The sequence below is a fragment of the Caulobacter sp. D5 genome (assembly GCF_003185805.1).
Lineage (GTDB): Bacteria > Pseudomonadota > Alphaproteobacteria > Caulobacterales > Caulobacteraceae > Caulobacter.
The window spans coordinates 1-15,923 of the sequence record NZ_QHJY01000103.1 but is presented as its reverse complement, the minus strand read 5'-3'; the positions used below and the strand labels follow the sequence as shown (position 1 = coordinate 15,923).

General features: G+C 70.0%; 14 protein-coding genes and 1 pseudogene. 8 read left to right on the top strand and 7 right to left on the bottom strand.

Annotation, left to right across the window (positions count from 1 at the left end):
* Positions 1-148: 148 nt before the first annotated feature.
* The 3 genes from DMC18_RS07820 to DMC18_RS07810 are packed head-to-tail and all read left to right on the top strand — an operon-like array spanning position 149 to position 2,475.
* The gene (locus DMC18_RS07820) at positions 149-796 is read left to right on the top strand and encodes a glutathione S-transferase family protein (protein ID WP_110118923.1); all 648 of its coding nucleotides are present in this window, start codon (positions 149-151) and stop codon (positions 794-796) included.
* Positions 797-829: 33 nt separating this feature from the next.
* Positions 830-1,936: an LLM class flavin-dependent oxidoreductase gene (locus DMC18_RS07815; RefSeq protein WP_110118922.1), complete on the top strand. Its 1,107-nt coding sequence runs from the start codon at positions 830-832 to the stop codon at positions 1,934-1,936.
* On the top strand, positions 1,936-2,475 hold the full coding sequence (locus DMC18_RS07810; protein ID WP_110118921.1) for a flavin reductase family protein: 540 nt from the start codon (positions 1,936-1,938) through the stop codon (positions 2,473-2,475). Before DMC18_RS07815 ends, DMC18_RS07810 begins: the two co-directional genes overlap by 1 nt.
* A 255-nt stretch (positions 2,476-2,730) precedes the next feature.
* Here the strand turns inward: DMC18_RS07810 and DMC18_RS07805 are convergent, their stop codons facing one another.
* A complete protein-coding gene (locus tag DMC18_RS07805) occupies positions 2,731-4,047 on the bottom strand; it encodes an O-acetylhomoserine aminocarboxypropyltransferase/cysteine synthase family protein (protein WP_110132823.1) in 1,317 nt (438 codons plus the stop codon).
* A gap of 488 nt (positions 4,048-4,535) precedes the next feature.
* On the opposite strand from DMC18_RS07805, the gene DMC18_RS07800 reads away from it, so the two are divergent.
* From DMC18_RS07800 to DMC18_RS07785, 4 genes are all read left to right on the top strand, one after another.
* Complete coding sequence (locus DMC18_RS07800) at positions 4,536-6,122, top strand: FAD-dependent oxidoreductase (protein ID WP_199228360.1); 1,587 nt, start codon at positions 4,536-4,538, stop codon at positions 6,120-6,122.
* Entirely contained in the window at positions 6,119-6,595 is a 477-nt protein-coding gene (locus DMC18_RS07795; RefSeq protein WP_110118699.1) for a Rid family hydrolase, read from the top strand. The genes DMC18_RS07800 and DMC18_RS07795 overlap by 4 nt, the downstream gene beginning before the upstream one ends.
* 101 nt (positions 6,596-6,696) lie before the next feature.
* Positions 6,697-9,138: a TonB-dependent siderophore receptor gene (locus DMC18_RS07790; protein ID WP_110132822.1), complete on the top strand. Its 2,442-nt coding sequence runs from the start codon at positions 6,697-6,699 to the stop codon at positions 9,136-9,138.
* A gap of 134 nt (positions 9,139-9,272) precedes the next feature.
* The gene (locus DMC18_RS07785; protein ID WP_110118697.1) at positions 9,273-9,581 is read left to right on the top strand and encodes a UBP-type zinc finger domain-containing protein; all 309 of its coding nucleotides are present in this window, start codon (positions 9,273-9,275) and stop codon (positions 9,579-9,581) included.
* Between the two features lie 56 nt (positions 9,582-9,637).
* On the opposite strand, the pseudogene DMC18_RS27265 reads toward DMC18_RS07785, so the two are convergent.
* The 6 genes and pseudogenes from DMC18_RS27265 to DMC18_RS07765 all read right to left on the bottom strand — a co-directional run.
* Positions 9,638-9,733: pseudogene (locus tag DMC18_RS27265) on the bottom strand (hypothetical protein); the annotation flags it as partial.
* 34 nt (positions 9,734-9,767) lie between these two features.
* A complete protein-coding gene (locus DMC18_RS07780; protein ID WP_110118696.1) occupies positions 9,768-11,438 on the bottom strand; it encodes an FAD-dependent oxidoreductase in 1,671 nt (556 codons plus the stop codon).
* Positions 11,439-11,461: 23 nt separating this feature from the next.
* Complete coding sequence (locus DMC18_RS25940; RefSeq protein WP_158285879.1) at positions 11,462-11,608, bottom strand: hypothetical protein; 147 nt, start codon at positions 11,606-11,608, stop codon at positions 11,462-11,464.
* Between the two features lie 57 nt (positions 11,609-11,665).
* The gene (locus tag DMC18_RS07775) at positions 11,666-12,487 is read right to left on the bottom strand and encodes an alpha/beta fold hydrolase (protein WP_110118695.1); all 822 of its coding nucleotides are present in this window, start codon (positions 12,485-12,487) and stop codon (positions 11,666-11,668) included.
* Between the two features lie 291 nt (positions 12,488-12,778).
* A complete protein-coding gene (locus DMC18_RS07770; protein WP_110118694.1) occupies positions 12,779-13,300 on the bottom strand; it encodes a Dps family protein in 522 nt (173 codons plus the stop codon).
* Between the two features lie 220 nt (positions 13,301-13,520).
* Positions 13,521-14,111, bottom strand: a complete 591-nt coding sequence (locus tag DMC18_RS07765) for a helix-turn-helix transcriptional regulator (protein ID WP_110118693.1) — start codon at positions 14,109-14,111, stop codon at positions 13,521-13,523.
* A 161-nt stretch (positions 14,112-14,272) separates the two neighbouring features.
* Here DMC18_RS07765 and DMC18_RS07760 point away from each other — a divergent pair, with 161 nt between their 5' ends.
* Positions 14,273-15,817, top strand: a complete 1,545-nt coding sequence (locus DMC18_RS07760) for a sensor histidine kinase (RefSeq protein ID WP_146218006.1) — start codon at positions 14,273-14,275, stop codon at positions 15,815-15,817.
* Positions 15,818-15,923 lie beyond the last annotated feature (106 nt).

Genomic DNA, 15,923 nt, shown 5'->3' with positions numbered 1-15,923 from the left:
ACCCGCCCGACGTCTACAAGCGCCCCTACGAGGGCACCGACAACGCCGCCGAAGCCATGCAGGCCTATCTGGACTGGGAGTTCGGCCTGGTCGACCAGCTGGCCCGCGACGGGTCGCACGGCTTCTTCGTGATCTGAGGTCCAGCCCCATGCCCCTGACCCTCTATATCGCTCCCGGCAGCTCCTCCCTGGCCCCGCTCGTGGCCCTGGAGGAGATCGGCGTCGCCTACGAGGTCCAGCGCCTGGATCTCGCCGCCGGCGACCAGCGCAAGCCAGACTACCTGAAGGTCAATCCCAAGGGCCGGGTGCCGACCCTGGCGGTGGACGGCGAGCCGGTGACCGAGGTGCTGGCCATCCTGACCTATCTGGCGCACCGCTACCCGCACAGCGAACTCCTGCCGCTGCTGGAGCCGCTGAAGCTGGCCCACGCCTACGAGGTGATGAGCTGGTTCGCCAGCACGGTGCACGTGGCCTTCGCCCAGATCGCCCGGCCAGAGCGCTACGCCGACGACGAGGCGGTGAAGGCCGCCCTGGCCACGCCCGGCGAGGCCCGCTTCGCCCGCACCCTGGCCGACATCGAGCGGCTGGCCCAGGCGCCGGGTCCCTGGCTGCTGGGCGATCACTTCAGCGCCGTCGACGCCTACGCCCTGGTGATCTGGCGCTGGGGCGAGCGCCGGCAGATCGACCTTTCCGCCTATCCCGCCTGGAGCGCCAAGGCCGCCCGCGCCTTCGCCCGCCCCTCCGTCGTCCGCGCCCTGCGCAAGGAGACGGCCCAGGCGACCACCCACGCCATCTGACTCCCCTTTCTCGAACCCTCAGGAGCTTCCCCCATGAGCGTCGAATTCATCGGTATCATCCACCCCCAGAACGTCTCCGAGATCCACCCGCCGGCCGGCCCGGTCATCGACGTCGACTATGTCGAGACGATCGCCCGCGCCCATGACGAGGGCGGCTTCGACCGCGCCCTCGTCGCCTTCCACTCGACCGGCCCGGAAAGCCAGCTGGTGGTGGCGCACGCGGCTTCGGTGACCAAGAACCTGAAGTTCATGATCGCCCACCGGCCGGGCTTCACCGCCCCGACCCTGGCGGCGCGACAGCTGGCGACGCTGGACCACTTCACCGGCGGCCGGGTGGCGGTGCACATCATCACCGGCGGCTCGGACGAGGAACTGGCCAAGGACGGCGACCACCTGACCAAGGACGAGCGCTACGCCCGCACCAGCGAATATCTCGACATCGTCCGCGCCGAATGGACCAGCGAAAAGCCGTTCGACTACAAGGGCGAGTACTACCAGGTCGACCAGGGCTTCGGCGCGGTGAAGCCGCTGCGCGCGCCGCAGATCCCGGTCTATTTCGGCGGCTCGTCGGAAGCGGCGATCCCGGTGGCCGGCAAGCACGCCGACATCTTCGCCCTTTGGGGCGAGACCCAGGCCCAGGTCGCCGAGACCATCGCCCGCGTGCGCCACGCCGCCGCCAGGCACGGCCGCCAGGTGAAGTTCTCGCTGTCGCTGCGCCCGATCATCGCCGACACCGAAGAAGCCGCCTGGGCCCGCGCCGACGAGATCGTGACCAAGGCCAAGGCCCTGCGCGAGGCCGCCGGCCTGCCGACCAGCGGCCACCACCCGCCCAACGCCGGCTCTCAGCGCCTGCTGGACGCGGCTGCGCAAGGGTCCCGCCTCGACAAGCGGCTGTGGACGGGCGTCGCCGCCGTCACCGGCGCGGCCGGCAATTCCACGGGCCTGGTGGGCACGCCGCAGCAGGTGGCCGAGGCCCTGCTCGACTACTACGACCTGGGCGTCACCACCTTCCTGATCCGCGGCTTCGATCCGGTCGAGGACGCCGTCGCCTACGGCCGCGACCTGCTGCCGCTGGTGCGCAGGCTGGTGGCCGAGCGCGAAGCCCAACGCGAGGCCCAACCGGCGGCGGCGGCCAGCTGATGGCCCGCTACGACGCCGCGGCGGCGGGGGAAGCCCCGGCCGCCACCTTTACCCCCCCAGACTTCAGGGACGTGCTCGCGCACCTCGCGAGCGGCGTCGCCATCGTCTCCTGCTGGGACGGGCAGGCGCCGCGCGGCCTGCTGGTCAGCTCGATCACCGGGCTGTCTGTCGAGCCGCCGCGCTTCCTGTTCTGCGTGCGCAAGGAGGCGGGGTGTCACGACGCCCTCCTCCGCCGCCCCGCCCTGTCGGTGTCGCTGCTGGCGGCGGACGACAAGGAGGAGGCCCTGCGCTTCGCCAGCGGATCGCGGGCGGCCGAGCGGTTCGCGCCGGAGCGCTGGCGGCTGCAGCCCGGCGCGCCGCCGACCTTCCGGGGCGGGATCGCGCGGGCCGAATGCTTCGTCGACGCGGTGATCGACACCGGCAGCCACTCGGTCTTCATCGTCGAGGCAGAGAGGTTCGCATTCACCCCGGCCGCGCCGCTAGTGGCGTGGAACCGGGGGCTGGCGGGGTTGGGGGGAGCGGAAGTCGCTCGGGGCTAAAGCCAATCGGTATTCTTTGGCTGACAGCCCCCATCCGTCAAATCCCCGCGAAGGCGGGGATCCAAGCTGACTTTCAGGATGGGGCACGGTCGCGGATCACCTGCGGACTCGGCTTGGATCCCCGCCTTCGCGGGGATGCTCGGTTTAAAACGACCGAGGTTCTTAATGACGAGAATTTTAAGCTAGAGCTTTGTTCCAAAAACAAAAAGCCCCGCCAAGCGATCCGCCTGGCGGGGCTTCTTCATGCGCGGAGGATCACTCCGCTGCGGCGGGCAACTCCCGCGCCGTCGCCAGAGCCTGGTCGAGGTCGGCGAGGATGTCGTCGATGTGCTCCAGACCCACCGACAGCCGCACATAGCCGTCGGAGACGCCGGTGGCGGCCTGGTCTTCGGCGCTGAGCTGGGAGTGGGTAGTCGAGGCCGGATGGATGGCCAGGCTGCGCGCATCGCCGATATTGGCCACGTGGTAGAACAGCTTCAGGCTGTCGATGAACCGCCGCCCGGCCTCGCGCCCGCCGGCCAGCTCAAAACCGACCAGGCCGCCATAGCCGCCTGAGAGATAGCGATCCGCGCGCTGGCGGCGCAGACCGTCCTGGGCCGAGGGGTGGATCACCCGGATGACGTCGGGATGGTTGGCCAGGTGGTCGGCGACGGCCTGGGCGTTCTGCGAATGGCGGGCGATGCGCAGCGGCAGGGTCTCCAGCCCTTGCAGGATCTGGAAGGCGTTGAACGGCGACAGGGCCGAACCCAGGTCGCGCAGCAGCACGGTGCGGGCCCGCAGGATGTAGGCGATCGGTCCCAGCGGCTTGGCCGCCTCGCTCCAGACCGCGCCATGATAGCTGGGGTCGGGGGTGTTGAGCGTCGGCTGGCGCTCGGGATGGGCCTGCCAGTCGAAATTGCCGCCGTCGATGATGACGCCGCCGATCGAGGTGCCGTGGCCGCCGATGTACTTGGTGGTCGAATAGACGACGATGGCCGCGCCATGCTCCAGCGGCTGGGCCAGCAGGGGCGCTGCGGTGTTGTCGACGATCAGCGGCACGCCCAGCTTGCGGCCGATGGCGGCGACCTCGGCGATCGGAAAGACCGTCAGCTTCGGATTGGGCAGGGTCTCGGCGTAATAGGCCCGCGTGCGCTCGTCGGTGGCGCGGGCGAAGGACTCGGGATCCTCCGGATCGACGAAACGGACCTCGATCCCCTGGTCGCGCAGGGTGTTGGCGAACAGGTTCCAGGTGCCGCCGTAGAGGTCGGTCGAGCTGACGATGTTGTCGCCGGCCCGGGCCAGGTTCTGGATGGCGAAGGCGGAAGCCGCCTGGCCCGACGCCACGGCCAGGGCGGCCGCCCCGCCCTCCAGCGCGGCGAGGCGCTGCTCGAGGATGTCGATCGTCGGGTTGCCGATGCGGGTATAGATGTTGCCCAGCTGGCGCAGGGCGAAGAGGTCGGCCGCGTGGTCGGCGCTCTGGAACTGGTAGGACGTGGTCTGGTAGAGCGGCGGGGCCACCGCGCCGGTGGTCGGGTCGGCCCGCCAGCCCGCGTGCAGGGCCAGGGTTTCGGGGTGCGGCTTGCGGTCGGACATCGGCTTCTCCTGAAGCTTTTTCACGTCGATGGCGAAAATCCTAAGCCCGCCTCCTCCCCGTCCGCACGGCCGATAATCTCGCCGTGTGGGCAGAAAAACTCTCACCGAAGGTTGCGGACAAGCCAAACACGCCTCGATGCTCAAGCGTGGCTCAACACGCCGGATGAGCCGCGCCAAACATCACCGATCGCAATAGAACGAACGCAATTACTCATAAGCCGGAATGCGACGAAAACTTATCGTCGAGACCACTCGATAAGTCATAAAAATCAACAACGAAGGAGACTTGCGAGGATTTGGCGGGAGAACAACGACAAGCCACTGTAGTTTTTCTGAATACCGAGAGCGGTAGCCGGCGCCCAGCAATGGTCTCGGGAGCGACGCAAGCCGACGCTTCCTTCTTTGGCGACTTCCCCGCGTTCACTCATGGCCGCCGCTTCGGCGGCGGCCGCTTTTAGGGGGAGGTTCATTCAGGGGCGTTTCCGGTCTTGGTCAGTCGTCGTTCGTTCATCACCCGCGCGTTCACCCTGGGCGGTTTCGCCGCCGGCTATGCGGCGCTCCAGGGCCTGGGCCTGACATCCAGCGCCTTCGCGCAGGACGCGCCGGACCTGCCGCGCGACTTCGGCAAGGGCCGCTCGGTCGTGGTGCTCGGCGCCGGCATCGCCGGCCTGGTCGCGGCCTACGAGCTGGAGCGCGCCGGCTTCTCGGTGACCGTCGTCGAGGCCCGCGAACGGGTCGGCGGTCGCAACTGGACCATCCGCGGCGGCGATCGCGTCGAGACCATCGACCGTCCCAGCCAGACCGCCGGCTTCTCGCCCGGCCTCTATTTCAACGCCGGCCCCGCCCGCCTGCCCAGCCATCACCAGGGCGTGCTGTCCTACGCGCGGACGCTGGGCGTGCCGCTGGAGGTGGAGGTCAATTCCAGCCGCAGCAGCCTGCTGCAGTCGGACGCGTCGTTCGGCGGCAAGCCGGTGCAGCAGCGCCAGGCGATCAACGACCTGCGCGGCGGCCTTTCCGAACTGCTGGCCAAGGCGACACGCGGCGGCGGCCTGGACCAGGAGCTGACCGCGCCGGACAGGGAACGGCTGCTGGCCTTCCTGAAGACCTATGGCGATCTCGACGCTGGCGGCGCCTACAGGGGCTCGGAACGCTCGGGCTATGTGACGACGCCCGGCGCGGCCGAGCAGCGAGGCGTGGCCCGCCCGCCCCTGCCCCTGCGCGACCTGCTGTCGGACGAGGCGCTGCCCTACGCCCTGTTCGAGGAGAACATCCTCATGCAGGCGACCATGCTGGAGCCCACGGGCGGCATGGACGCCATCCCCAAGGCTTTGCACAAGGCGCTGAAGGGTCCCGTGCTGCTGGGCGCCGAGGTCACCGCCTTGCGCCAGACGCCGAAGGTCGCCGAGGTGGCGATCCGCGACCGCAAGAGCGGCGCGGCCCGCAAGCTGACCGCCGACTATCTGGTCGTCACCGTGCCGCTGCCGATCCTGGCCAAGATCCCGAACGATCTGCCGGCCGAGGTCACCGCCGCCATCGCCGGCGCCAAATACGACAACGCCACCAAGGTGGCCTTCGACGCCCCGCGCTTCTGGGAGGCCGAGCAGATCTATGGCGGGCTGTCGTTCGTCGGCGGCGAGACCACCCTGGTCTGGTATCCCAGCGCCGGCTTCCACCAGCCGCGCGGCCTGCTGGTCGGCGCCTACACCGTCGGCGCGCCGGCCCGCGCCTTCCAGGCTCGCAGCTTCGAAGAGCAGGTGGCCCTGACCCGCGCGGCGATCGACAAGCTGCATCCCGGCAAGGGTCGCGAGCCGACCGCGCCGTTGGTGATCGACTGGAACCGCCAGGCCTTCAACCTCGGCCCGTGGATCCACTGGGAGGGCGACGGCAACGACCCGGCCGCCTACCGCCTGCTCAACCAGCCGCAGGGCCGGATCTTCCTGTCCGGCGCCCATCTTTCGCAGCTGCCCAGCTGGCAGGAGGGCGGCGTCGCCGCCGCTCGCCGCACGGTCGGCCTGATCGCCCAGCGCGTCCGCGCCGACGGGCTCACCCTTTCCCGAACGGAGACCCATCCATGATCCGCAAGCTCGCCTTCGCTCTTGTTCTGACCGCCGCCTTCGCGGCGGGCTCTGCAAACGCCGCCGAGATCCGCCGCGCGCCGTCGTCGGGCGCGATCGCCATCACCCCGTCGGTGGCCGTGCCGGCCGGAACCGAGCTGGTGTTCCTGAGCGGCGCCCTGCCGACCATCGCCGACAAGGCCAAGCCCGGCGACACCGAGGCCCAGACCCGCTCGGTGCTCTCGAAGCTGGAAGCGGCGCTGAAGGCCGAGGGCCTGGGGCACGGCGACGTGGTCAAGGCCACCGTCTTCATGGTCGGCGACCCGGCCAAGGGCGGCGAGATCGACTTCGCAGGTCTCAACAAGGCCTGGAGCGAGGTCTTCGGAACCACCACTCAGCCCAACAAGCCCGCCCGCAGCACGGTGAAGGTGGCCGGCCTGGTGCTGCCCGGCGCCCTGGTCGAGATCGAATTCGTCGCCGCCAAGGTCCGCTGACCGGCTCCGCGACGTAACAGCACCCGCCGCGCGACGGGGGCCGCTTTCCCGGCCGATCGCGCACCTTTCCCAACAATCTGAAACTTTCATCGGGGGATAAGATGAAAACCCAAATTCTGGGCGCGTCGGCGCTCGCCTTGTCGTTGGCCGTCTGGGGTACGGCCTTCGCCGATCCCGTCGCGCCGGAACCCGCGCCCGACGCCGCCTCGGTCGAGGGCGTGATCGTCACCGGCACGCGCCAGACCGGCGGCCGCGCGGTGGACAGCCCGGCGCCCGTGCAGGTGATCGCCGAGGACGCCCTGGCCCGCACCGGCCAGCCCGATCTGCGCCTGGCGCTCAGCAACCTGGTGCCTTCGTTCACCGCCCAGGCCTTCGGCGGCGACGCGGCCAACCTGACCCTGTCGGCGCGCCTGCGGGGGCTGAGCGCGAACCACACCCTGGTGCTGATCAACGGCAAGCGCCGCCACGGCACCGCCAACCTCGCCGTGCTGGCGGGCGCCTACCAGGGCTCGGCCGGCGCAGACCTCAACTTCATCCCGACCGCCTCGATCGCCCGCATCGAGGTGCTGACCGACGGCGCCGCGGCCCAGTACGGCACCGACGCCATCGCCGGGGTGATCAACATCATCCTCAAGGACGCCGACCACGGCGGCAGCGCCTCGGCCACCGGCGGCGCCTACTACAAGAACGACGGCGAGACCTACAGCCTGTCGGCCAACGCCGGCTTCGCCCCGGCGCCGGGCGCCTATGTGAACGTGACGCTGGAGAACCGCTTCCACGACTTCAGCTTCAGCGGCAATCCCGACGCGCGCGTCACCTCCACCTCGGCGGTGACCGCCAATCCCACCTGGCCCTCGGCCCTGGCCGGCTATCCCTATGTGAACCAGATCGCCGGCGACGCCCGCTATCAGCTGAACGTCGGCACGGCCTCGGCCGGCTGGAAGGCCAGCGAGGCGGTCGAGGTCTACGCCTTCGGCACCTACGGCGTGAAGAAGGCCACGGCCTACGAGAACTACCGCCTGCCCAACCGCCTGCCGGCCGTCTACCCCAAGGGCTTCAGCCCACGGCTGGAGACGCTGGAGAAGGACGGCGCCCTGACCGGCGGGATCAAGGGCGAGGTCTTCGGCGGCTGGCGCTATGACCTCTCCAGCACCTACGGCCGCGACGACCACGAGGTGCGGGTGCGCAACTCGGCCAACATCCAGCTCTATACCGACACCGGCGCGACCCCGACCGACTTCCACGCCGGCGACTTCATCTTCAGCCAGTGGACCAACAACCTGGATCTCAGCCGCGAGTTCGAGGTCGGCTGGGCCTCGCCGCTGACGCTGGCCCTGGGGCTGGAGCAGCGCAACGAGACCTACGAGATCAAGGCCGGCGACTACGCCTCGCGCTACAAGTCCGGCTCGCAGTCCTATCCGGGCTTCGCCCTGACCGACGCCGGCGAGCACGACCGCGACAGCTGGGCGGCCTATGCCGACCTCGCCGTCTCGCCGGTCGAGAACCTGAAGCTCGACTTCGCCGTGCGCCACGAGAAGTTCAGCGACTTCGGCTCGGCCGACATCGCCAAGCTGACCGGCCGCTACGACTTCACCCCGGCGTTTGCGGTGCGCGGCACGGTCAGCACCGGCTTCCGGGCGCCGACCCTGGCCGAACTCTACTACTCGGCCACCAACGTCTCGCCGACCACCGCCTTCGTGCAGCTGGCGCCGGGATCGGCGGGGGCCAAGCTGCTGGGCGTCGACGGCCTGGATCCGGAAAAGTCGACCAATCTCAGCGTCGGCATCGTGGCCGAGCCCCTGCCCCGGGTGTCGCTGACCATCGACGCCTACCAGATTAAGATCGAGGACCGCATCGTCGGCAGCGGCGCGCTCTACGGCAAGATCAGCGGGACGGTGGTCAACGCGGCCATCACCAACGCCATCGCCGCCAACGGCAACGTGCTGGACCCGTCGGTCGGCACCACCGGCATCAACCTGTTCTCCAACGGCCTGGACACCCGCACCCGCGGCGTCGAGGCCCTGGCCACGACCTGGACCGACCTGGGCGAGTTCGGGAAGATCGACTGGACCCTGGGCGTCAACGTCAACCAGACCAAGGTCACCCGCATCGCGGCCCCGCCCTCGGGCCTGGGCGGGTCGGTGCTCTACGACAAGGCGGCGATCGCGTTCCTCGAGCACGCCTCGCCGCGCTACAAGGCCAATCTGTCGGCGGTCTACACGAACGACCGCTGGACGGTGAACCTGGTCAACACCCTGTACGGCAAGGCCTGGGCCTACACCAACGTCAACGGGACCTACTTCAAGGACGAGATCAAGTCGCACCTGATCACCGACCTGGAACTGTCCTATCGCGTCACCGACGGGCTGAAGGTGGCGCTGGGAGCCAACAACCTGTTCGACGTCTATCCCGAGGAGCTGAACGCCGCCGGCACGGCCGCCTCGGTCGCGGCCGGCAATCCGGGGGTGGCGAAGTATCCCAGCTTCTCGCCGTTCGGGATCAACGGCGGCTACTACTACGCCCGCATCACCTACGACTTCTGACGTCGGCCCCGCCCTGGACGCGACTTGCGTCCGGGGCGGGATCGTCCGGAGCAAGCCGGGGCGAGATCGCGCAAGCCCGGCGGCTGACTTGGGTGCATGGTGGGCTCGACGCCCGCACCAGGAAGGCCGGTCCGATGAGCTGCTCGCACCTTTCGACCATCGTCGTCGTCACGCCCAGCGCCGACGGCTGCGAAGACTGCCTCAAGACCGGCGGCTGGTGGGTTCACCTGCGCCTGTGCCGGGCCTGCGGACATGTCGGCTGCTGCGACCAGTCGCCCGGCCGCCACGCCACGGCCCACTTCAAGGCGACCGACCACCCGATCATCGAAGGCTACGACCCGCCCGAGGGCTGGGGCTGGTGCTATGTCGACGAGGTCTCGTTCGATCTTTCCGAGTACAAGACGCCGCATCCCCGCCCGATCAAGAAGTGGGTGGAGGGGTAGCGGCTTTGCCCAAATCGCAGCTTCCAACGTTCGTCATCCCGGAAGCCGCGAAGCGGCTATCCGGGACCTAGGGGACCGGGCTCCGCGCCTGGATCATCGCCCGACGCCGGCCAGCGCATCGCCGTGGCCCCTGGGTCCCGGCTCTCCGCGCTGCGCGCTGCGGCCGGGATGACGACCTTGGGGAGATCAGGCTGTTTCCTGGGCCGTCGCCCGCACCTCCTCCAGGTGCCGGTGGATGGCCGAGACCACGACCGAGCCCTCGCCTACTCCCGCCGCCACGCGCTTGATCGAGCCCGAGCGCACATCGCCGACGGCGTAGATGCCCAGTTTCTCGGTCTCGTAGGCCGAGCGGGCGCCGGCGACGCCGCTTTCGCCGGTCAGGACGAAGCCCTGCTGGTCGAGGTCGAAACAGCCGGCCAGCCAGTCGGTGTTGGGCTCGGCGCCGATCATCACGAACAGGGCGCCGGCGTCGACGAGCGTCTCCTCGCCCGTCTTGCGGTCGGTCCAGCCGATGCGGCGCAGGGTGCGCTCGCCCTCCAGGCGGGTGACCTCGCTAAACGGATGCAGGGTGATGCGAGCCGAGCTTTCGATGCGCTGGACCAGATAGTCCGACATGGTCGCCGCCAGGCCCTCGCCGCGCACCAGCATGTGCACGTGACCGACGGTGCGGGAGAGGAACATCGCCGCCTGGCCGGCTGAATTGCCGCCGCCGACCACGACGACCGACTGTCCGCGACAGAGGTCGGACTCCATGGCCGTGGCGGCGTAGTGGATCGCCTGGCCGTCGAAGCGGTCGTAGTCCGGCACGTCGAGCTTGCGGTAGCGGGCGCCCGAGGCGATCACCACCGAAAGGGCCTGCAAGGTCTGGCCGTCCTCAAGCTTCAGCCGGTAGGGATGGCGCTCGCAATCGACGCCGACCACGGCCCGCGACACCGCCAGCCGGGCGCCGAACTTTTGGGCCTGGACCTGGGCGCGGCCGGCCAGGGCCTGGCCGGAGATCCCCGTCGGGAAGCCCAGATAGTTCTCGATCTTGGAACTGGCCCCGGCCTGCCCGCCGGGCGCCAGGCCTTCGATGATCACGGTGGAGAGGCCCTCCGAGGCCGCGTAGGTCGCCGCCGACAGGCCCGCCGGTCCGGCTCCGACCACGGCGACGTCGAACACCTGGTCGGGGTCGAAGCGCTCGGTCATGCCCAGGCGGTCGGCCAGGACGGTGGTCTCGGGATTGAGCATCACCACCCGGTCGGGCGTGACCACCGCCGGCAGGTCGCCCAGGGTCAGGCCGTGCTGGCCAAGGCAGCTGGAAGCGTCCGGATCGTTGTCGGCGTCGACCAGCCGCAGGGGATAGCCGTTGCGCACGGCGAAGCGCTCGATGCGCAGGGTGTCGGGATCGTCGGGCCGGCCGATCAGCACGATGCCGACCTGGCCGTGATGCAGGAAGCCCATGCGCCGCAGGATGAAGGCCCGCATGATGATCTCGCCGATGTCGGGCTCGGCGGCCATCATGTGGGCGACGTCCTTGTGGGCGACGCGCACCACCCGGCCGGGCGCCACCACCACCGCCCCGACCAGCAGGGCGCGGGCGCTGACCTGGTCGAGCTCGCCGCTGAACTGGCCGGGACCATGGACGGTGATGATCTCGTCGTCGCCGACCTCGCCGGTGCGGGTGATCCCGACCTTGCCTTCGAGCACCAGGAAGAAGTCGGCCCGGCGATCGCCGCGGCGGAACAGCACCTGGCCGGGGACGATGACCTCCTCGGCGCCGTAGGCCGCCAGCCGCTCGGTCTGCTCCGGCGTCAGCACCGGAAAGATCTGGGCGGTGCGGGCGTAGGGATCGTCGGCGGCGAGCGGCTTGGTCATGGGGGCTTCCTGGCGGCGAGGCTCTAGTTCGGGGGACGTCCCTGGACGGCGTCTTGAACGGAAACGGCGGAACCGGCCGGATGGCCATGGGGGATCACCGCGACGAAGGCCGCAAGGGCGAACATGGCCGCGGCGGCCGTGCTGACGGCCAGTTTCTGGATGTCGGTCACGACGGAGCCTCTCGGAGAGTGGCGGCGCCGCCCGCGCGGGCGGACGGCGCCGGGGCCTCAGGCCTGCAGGAAGGCCAGCAGGTCCTGGTTGAACTGGTCCTTGTGGGTGACGACCAGGGCGTGGGGCGCGCCCGGATAGACCTTCAGGATCGAGCCGGGGATCAGGGCGTGGGCCAGCTGGCCGGTGGCCGCCAGAGGCACGACCTGGTCGTCGTCGCCATGCACGACCAGGGTGGGCACCGTGAACTTCACGACATCGGGGCGGAAGTCGGTCTCGGAGAAGGCCGTGACGCAGTCGTGGGCAGCCTTGATCGAGCCCTGCATGGCGATCTGCAGGGTCTGGGCCAGCAAGGCCGGCGACGCGGCTTCCGGATGGTGGTTCGTGCCGTAGAACAGCGCCCCGAACTTGTCGATGAAGTCGGCCCGGTCGGCCAGGACGCCGTTGCGGATCCAGTCGAACACCGACCTGTCGACGCCTTCGGGGTGGTCGTCGGTCTTGCCGAAGATCGGGGTCACGGCGCTGATCAGGGCCGCCTTGGCCACGCGGGCGGTTCCGTGCTTGCCGATGTAGCGGGCCACGTCGCCGCCGCCCATCGAGAAGCCGACCAGGGTGACGTCCCTGACGTCGAGATGGTCGAGCACGGCGGCGATGTCGTCGGCGAAGGTGTCGTAGTCGTAGCCTTCCCACGGCTGGCTGGAGCGGCCGAAGCCCCGGCGGTCGTGGGCGATCACGCGGAAGCCGCGCGAGGCCAGGAACATCATCTGATATTCCCACATGTCGGCGCTGAGCGGCCAGCCGTGGCTGAAGAACACGACCGGACCGGCGCCCCAGTCCTTGTAGTAGATCTCGGCGCCGTCGGGCGTGGTGATGGTCGGCATGGGAACTCCGCGGGCTTCATGGAACTCGAGGCGCGCCCGGTGGGCCGCCCGGCCGCCGGCGCTCGCCGACGACGGGTGGACGCTAGGGGCCGAGCCCCCTCGCCGCTTGCACCCCATGCCGGTGTTTAGGCTCCAGGCGCCGTGAAGCCTTCGACCAAGGACCCGCGCCGCAACGCCCGGCAAAGCCCCGATCGAAACGTTCAAACGCCCGATGCGCCAGGATTCCGGACACGAAAAAGCGCTCCCCCAGGGCCTCCGGGAAAGCGCTTTGCGATGTCGGTCCGAAAGGCTTCAGGCGCGGTCGCGGCGACCGGCCTCGAACAGGAACCAGACGCGCTTTTCGGTCTCGTCGATCCAGTTTTCCAGCAGGCTGGCGGTGGCGATGTCGCCGTGTTCGTCGCAGGCGTTGTGGGCGGCGCGCATGGCGGCGGCCAGGGCGCCGTTGTCGTCGCGCAGCTCGGCCAGCATGTCGTTCGGCTCGACATAGTCGGCGTCGTTATCGAGCACGCGCTGGCTGCGGGCGATATGGCCGATCGAGCGCAGGGTCGTGCCGCCCAGCTTGCGCACGCGCTCGGCGATCGGGTCGGTCATGGCGTAGAGCTCGTCGCCCTGCTCGTCGAACATCAGGTGGTAGTCGCGGAAGTGCGGACCCGAGACGTGCCAATGGAAGTTCTTAGTCTTGAGGTAGAGCGCGAAGACGTCGGCCAGCAGCGCGGTCAAGGCGGCCGAGATGTCCTTGGCGGCGGCCTCGCCCAGACCCGTGGGCGTGGTCAGCGGGGCCAGGCGGCGCGAGCGGGCGGTTTCGATGTCCATGGTCTTTTAGTCTCCTGGAAGGATCGTCGGCGACATCCTGACGCCGGACGGGAAGGATCTCTTGGCGATGCGCGGCGCCGGCTTGTACGGCCGCGCTTTTTCGGACGGTTCGGCCGTACGGCGCCGCGATGCTGGGTTTCGACAAGACGTCCCGCGGCGGCGTGTTCACGCAGGACGCATGCGCCCCGAACCATCCTCGCCGAACGCTCCGCCCCTCGGCTCAGGCCCGCTCGAGCGAGCCCGTGACCAGGGCGCGGCTCCACGGACGGTTCTCGCGCCGCCAGGCATGGGGCGTCTGGCCCGTGTGACGGCGGAAGAGCCGCGTCAGGTGGGCCTGGTCGGCCAGGCCGCAGACGGCGGCGATGTGGGCCAGGCTCTCGGCGGTCTCCAGCATCAGGCCCTGGGCGTGCTCCAGCCGGCAGCGCATGATCCAGGCGTGCGGGGTCTCGCCGGTGCTGACCTTGAAGGCCCGGCAGAAGTAGCTGGCGCTGAGCCCGACCAGGGCCGCCAGGGTCTCGACGTGCAGGCTGCCGTCGAGATTGGCCTCGACATGAGCGGCGACGGCGCGGATCTGCCAGCCGGCCAGCCCGCCCCTGGCTGGACCGCTGGCCCGGGCCGGCGAGTTGGGCCGGAAGCTGCGCTCCTCGCGGGCATTGGTCAGAACCGCCGCCAGTCGATCGAGCATCGCCCGCGCCGAGCCGAGGTCGTCCTCCAGGGCGGCTCGCGCCTGCTCCAGCAGCCAGATCGCCTGAGGGGGACTAGAAACGGGCGCACTGGAGGCGACGGTTTGGGTCTCGATGGCGCGCAACATGGGTCCGGCCTCCTGCCGCCTCTGATGACCGCAACCTTAGAGACGCCCCATGACATCGGGACACCGAACGGACGTAGGCCGGGCGTACCGACTTGGTTGGCCCGCCCCAGACCTTGGTATGGGGTCCCGGCGAAGGCGGAAGCCGGGCTATGAAGTTTCCCATGCTCGCCCAGCCCTTCCCTTCGCCCGACAGCTCGCCGCTGGGACGCCGCCTGCGGCTGGGCGGCGCGGCCGCGATCGCCGCCGCCGTCTTCGTGGTCGACACCTTCACGCCGCTGTCGAGCGCGGTGGCCGTGCTCTACGTGCTGGTCCTGCTGCTGGTCGGCGAGGACCTGCCGGGCCGGCGGCTGTGGGCCGTGACCCTGGCCTGCGCCGCCCTGGCCACGATCAGCTTCGCCGTCGCCCACGGCCGTGCGCCCCACCTTGCCCCCACCCTGCGGCTGCTGGTCAGCCTGGCGGCCCTGGGCGTGGCGGCCTTCCTCACCGGGCGCAACCAGCAGGCCCGCCGGACCCTGAGCCTCAGCGAGGCCCGCTACCGGACGATCTTCAACACCCTGGCGGTGTCGATCTGGGAGCACGACTTCCGGCCGGTGCAGGCCGCCCTCGACGCCATCCGCGCCCAGGGGGTGACGGATCTGGCCGACCATCTGGCGCGCCATCCCGAACTCGTCCGCCAGATCAAGGCCAGCGTCCGTATCACCGACGTCAACGCCACGGCCCTGACCATGATGGGCGTGACCGACAAGGCCGACTTCTTCGACCGGCTGGACGAGCTGCTGCCCGAGACCGACCAGACCTTCGCCCAGTTCCTGGTCGCCTTCGGCGAGGGTCGGCGCAGCTTCGAGACCGAGACGGTGGTGCGCAGCCGCAGCGGCGAGCTGATCCCGGTGATCGTGGCCCTGAACTTCCCGGCCGACGCCCGGGGGCTGGACCGGGTGCAGGCCTCGATCGTCAACCTGACCGAACGCCGGCGGCTGCAGGAGCGGCTGGACCGCGCCCGCGCCGAGCTGGAGCACGCCCTGCGGGCCGCGACCCTGGGCGTGCTGTCGGCCTCGATCGCCCACGAGGTCAACCAGCCGCTGGCGGCGATCTCCAACGCCGCCGGCGCGGCCCAGCGCTGGCTCGACCGCGACACGCCCGACCTCGACGAGGCCAAGGACGCCGTCGCCGACGTGGTGACCGCCGCCGCCCACGCCGCCGAGGTGGTGCGCGGCATCCGCGGCCTGATCGCCCACGCCCCCGCCGAGCGGGAGCCTCTAGTCGTGGACGGCTTGCTGGCGGCGTCGGCCCGTTTCGTGGCCCGCGAGGTCGCCGAGCACGGGGTCGAACTGGTCCTTGAGGCTCAGGCCGGCGAGACGGTGGTCCACGGCGACCGGGTGGTGCTGCAGCAGGCCCTGGTCAACCTGATGCTCAACGGCGTGCAGGCCATGGCCGGCGGCGCGGTGCGGCGGCTTTCCGTGCGCTCGGCCCGCGAGGGCGACGAGGCGGTGATCGAGATCACCGACACCGGGCCGGGCTTTTCGCCGGAGGCGGCGGAGCGGGCCTTCGACGCCTTCTACACGACCAAGTCCGGCGGCATGGGCCTGGGCCTGGCCATCTGCCACTCGGCGGTCGCGGCGCATGACGGACGGATCGCGATCTTGCCGAGCGACGCCGGGGCGCGGATCGAGATCCGGTTGCCGGCTGCTCAGCGCCTTCTCCCCTAACGCCCGCCCTGGAGCCAGGGCCCTCCTCGGCCACCGACATTGTCCCGGTGAGCGGACGCTATCCGGGTCCGCAAAGGGTGGTGAACGGTCACCGAAACCCTCTCTC

What these genes read in the sequence shown, in the direction of transcription:
- DMC18_RS07820 (WP_110118923.1), top strand. Translation starts at nt 149, where the DNA reads ATGCCCCTGACCCTCTATATCGCTCCCGGCAGCTCCTCCCTGGCCCCG.
- DMC18_RS07815 (WP_110118922.1), top strand. Translation starts at nt 830, where the DNA reads ATGAGCGTCGAATTCATCGGTATCATCCACCCCCAGAACGTCTCCGAG.
- DMC18_RS07810 (WP_110118921.1), top strand. Translation starts at nt 1,936, where the DNA reads ATGGCCCGCTACGACGCCGCGGCGGCGGGGGAAGCCCCGGCCGCCACC.
- DMC18_RS07805 (WP_110132823.1), bottom strand. Translation starts at nt 4,047, where the DNA reads ATGTCCGACCGCAAGCCGCACCCCGAAACCCTGGCCCTGCACGCGGGC.
- DMC18_RS07795 (WP_110118699.1), top strand. Translation starts at nt 6,119, where the DNA reads ATGATCCGCAAGCTCGCCTTCGCTCTTGTTCTGACCGCCGCCTTCGCG.
- DMC18_RS07790 (WP_110132822.1), top strand. Translation starts at nt 6,697, where the DNA reads ATGAAAACCCAAATTCTGGGCGCGTCGGCGCTCGCCTTGTCGTTGGCC.
- DMC18_RS07785 (WP_110118697.1), top strand. Translation starts at nt 9,273, where the DNA reads ATGAGCTGCTCGCACCTTTCGACCATCGTCGTCGTCACGCCCAGCGCC.
- DMC18_RS07780 (WP_110118696.1), bottom strand. Translation starts at nt 11,438, where the DNA reads ATGACCAAGCCGCTCGCCGCCGACGATCCCTACGCCCGCACCGCCCAG.
- DMC18_RS07775 (WP_110118695.1), bottom strand. Translation starts at nt 12,487, where the DNA reads ATGCCGACCATCACCACGCCCGACGGCGCCGAGATCTACTACAAGGAC.
- DMC18_RS07770 (WP_110118694.1), bottom strand. Translation starts at nt 13,300, where the DNA reads ATGGACATCGAAACCGCCCGCTCGCGCCGCCTGGCCCCGCTGACCACG.
- DMC18_RS07765 (WP_110118693.1), bottom strand. Translation starts at nt 14,111, where the DNA reads ATGTTGCGCGCCATCGAGACCCAAACCGTCGCCTCCAGTGCGCCCGTT.
- DMC18_RS07760 (WP_146218006.1), top strand. Translation starts at nt 14,273, where the DNA reads ATGCTCGCCCAGCCCTTCCCTTCGCCCGACAGCTCGCCGCTGGGACGC.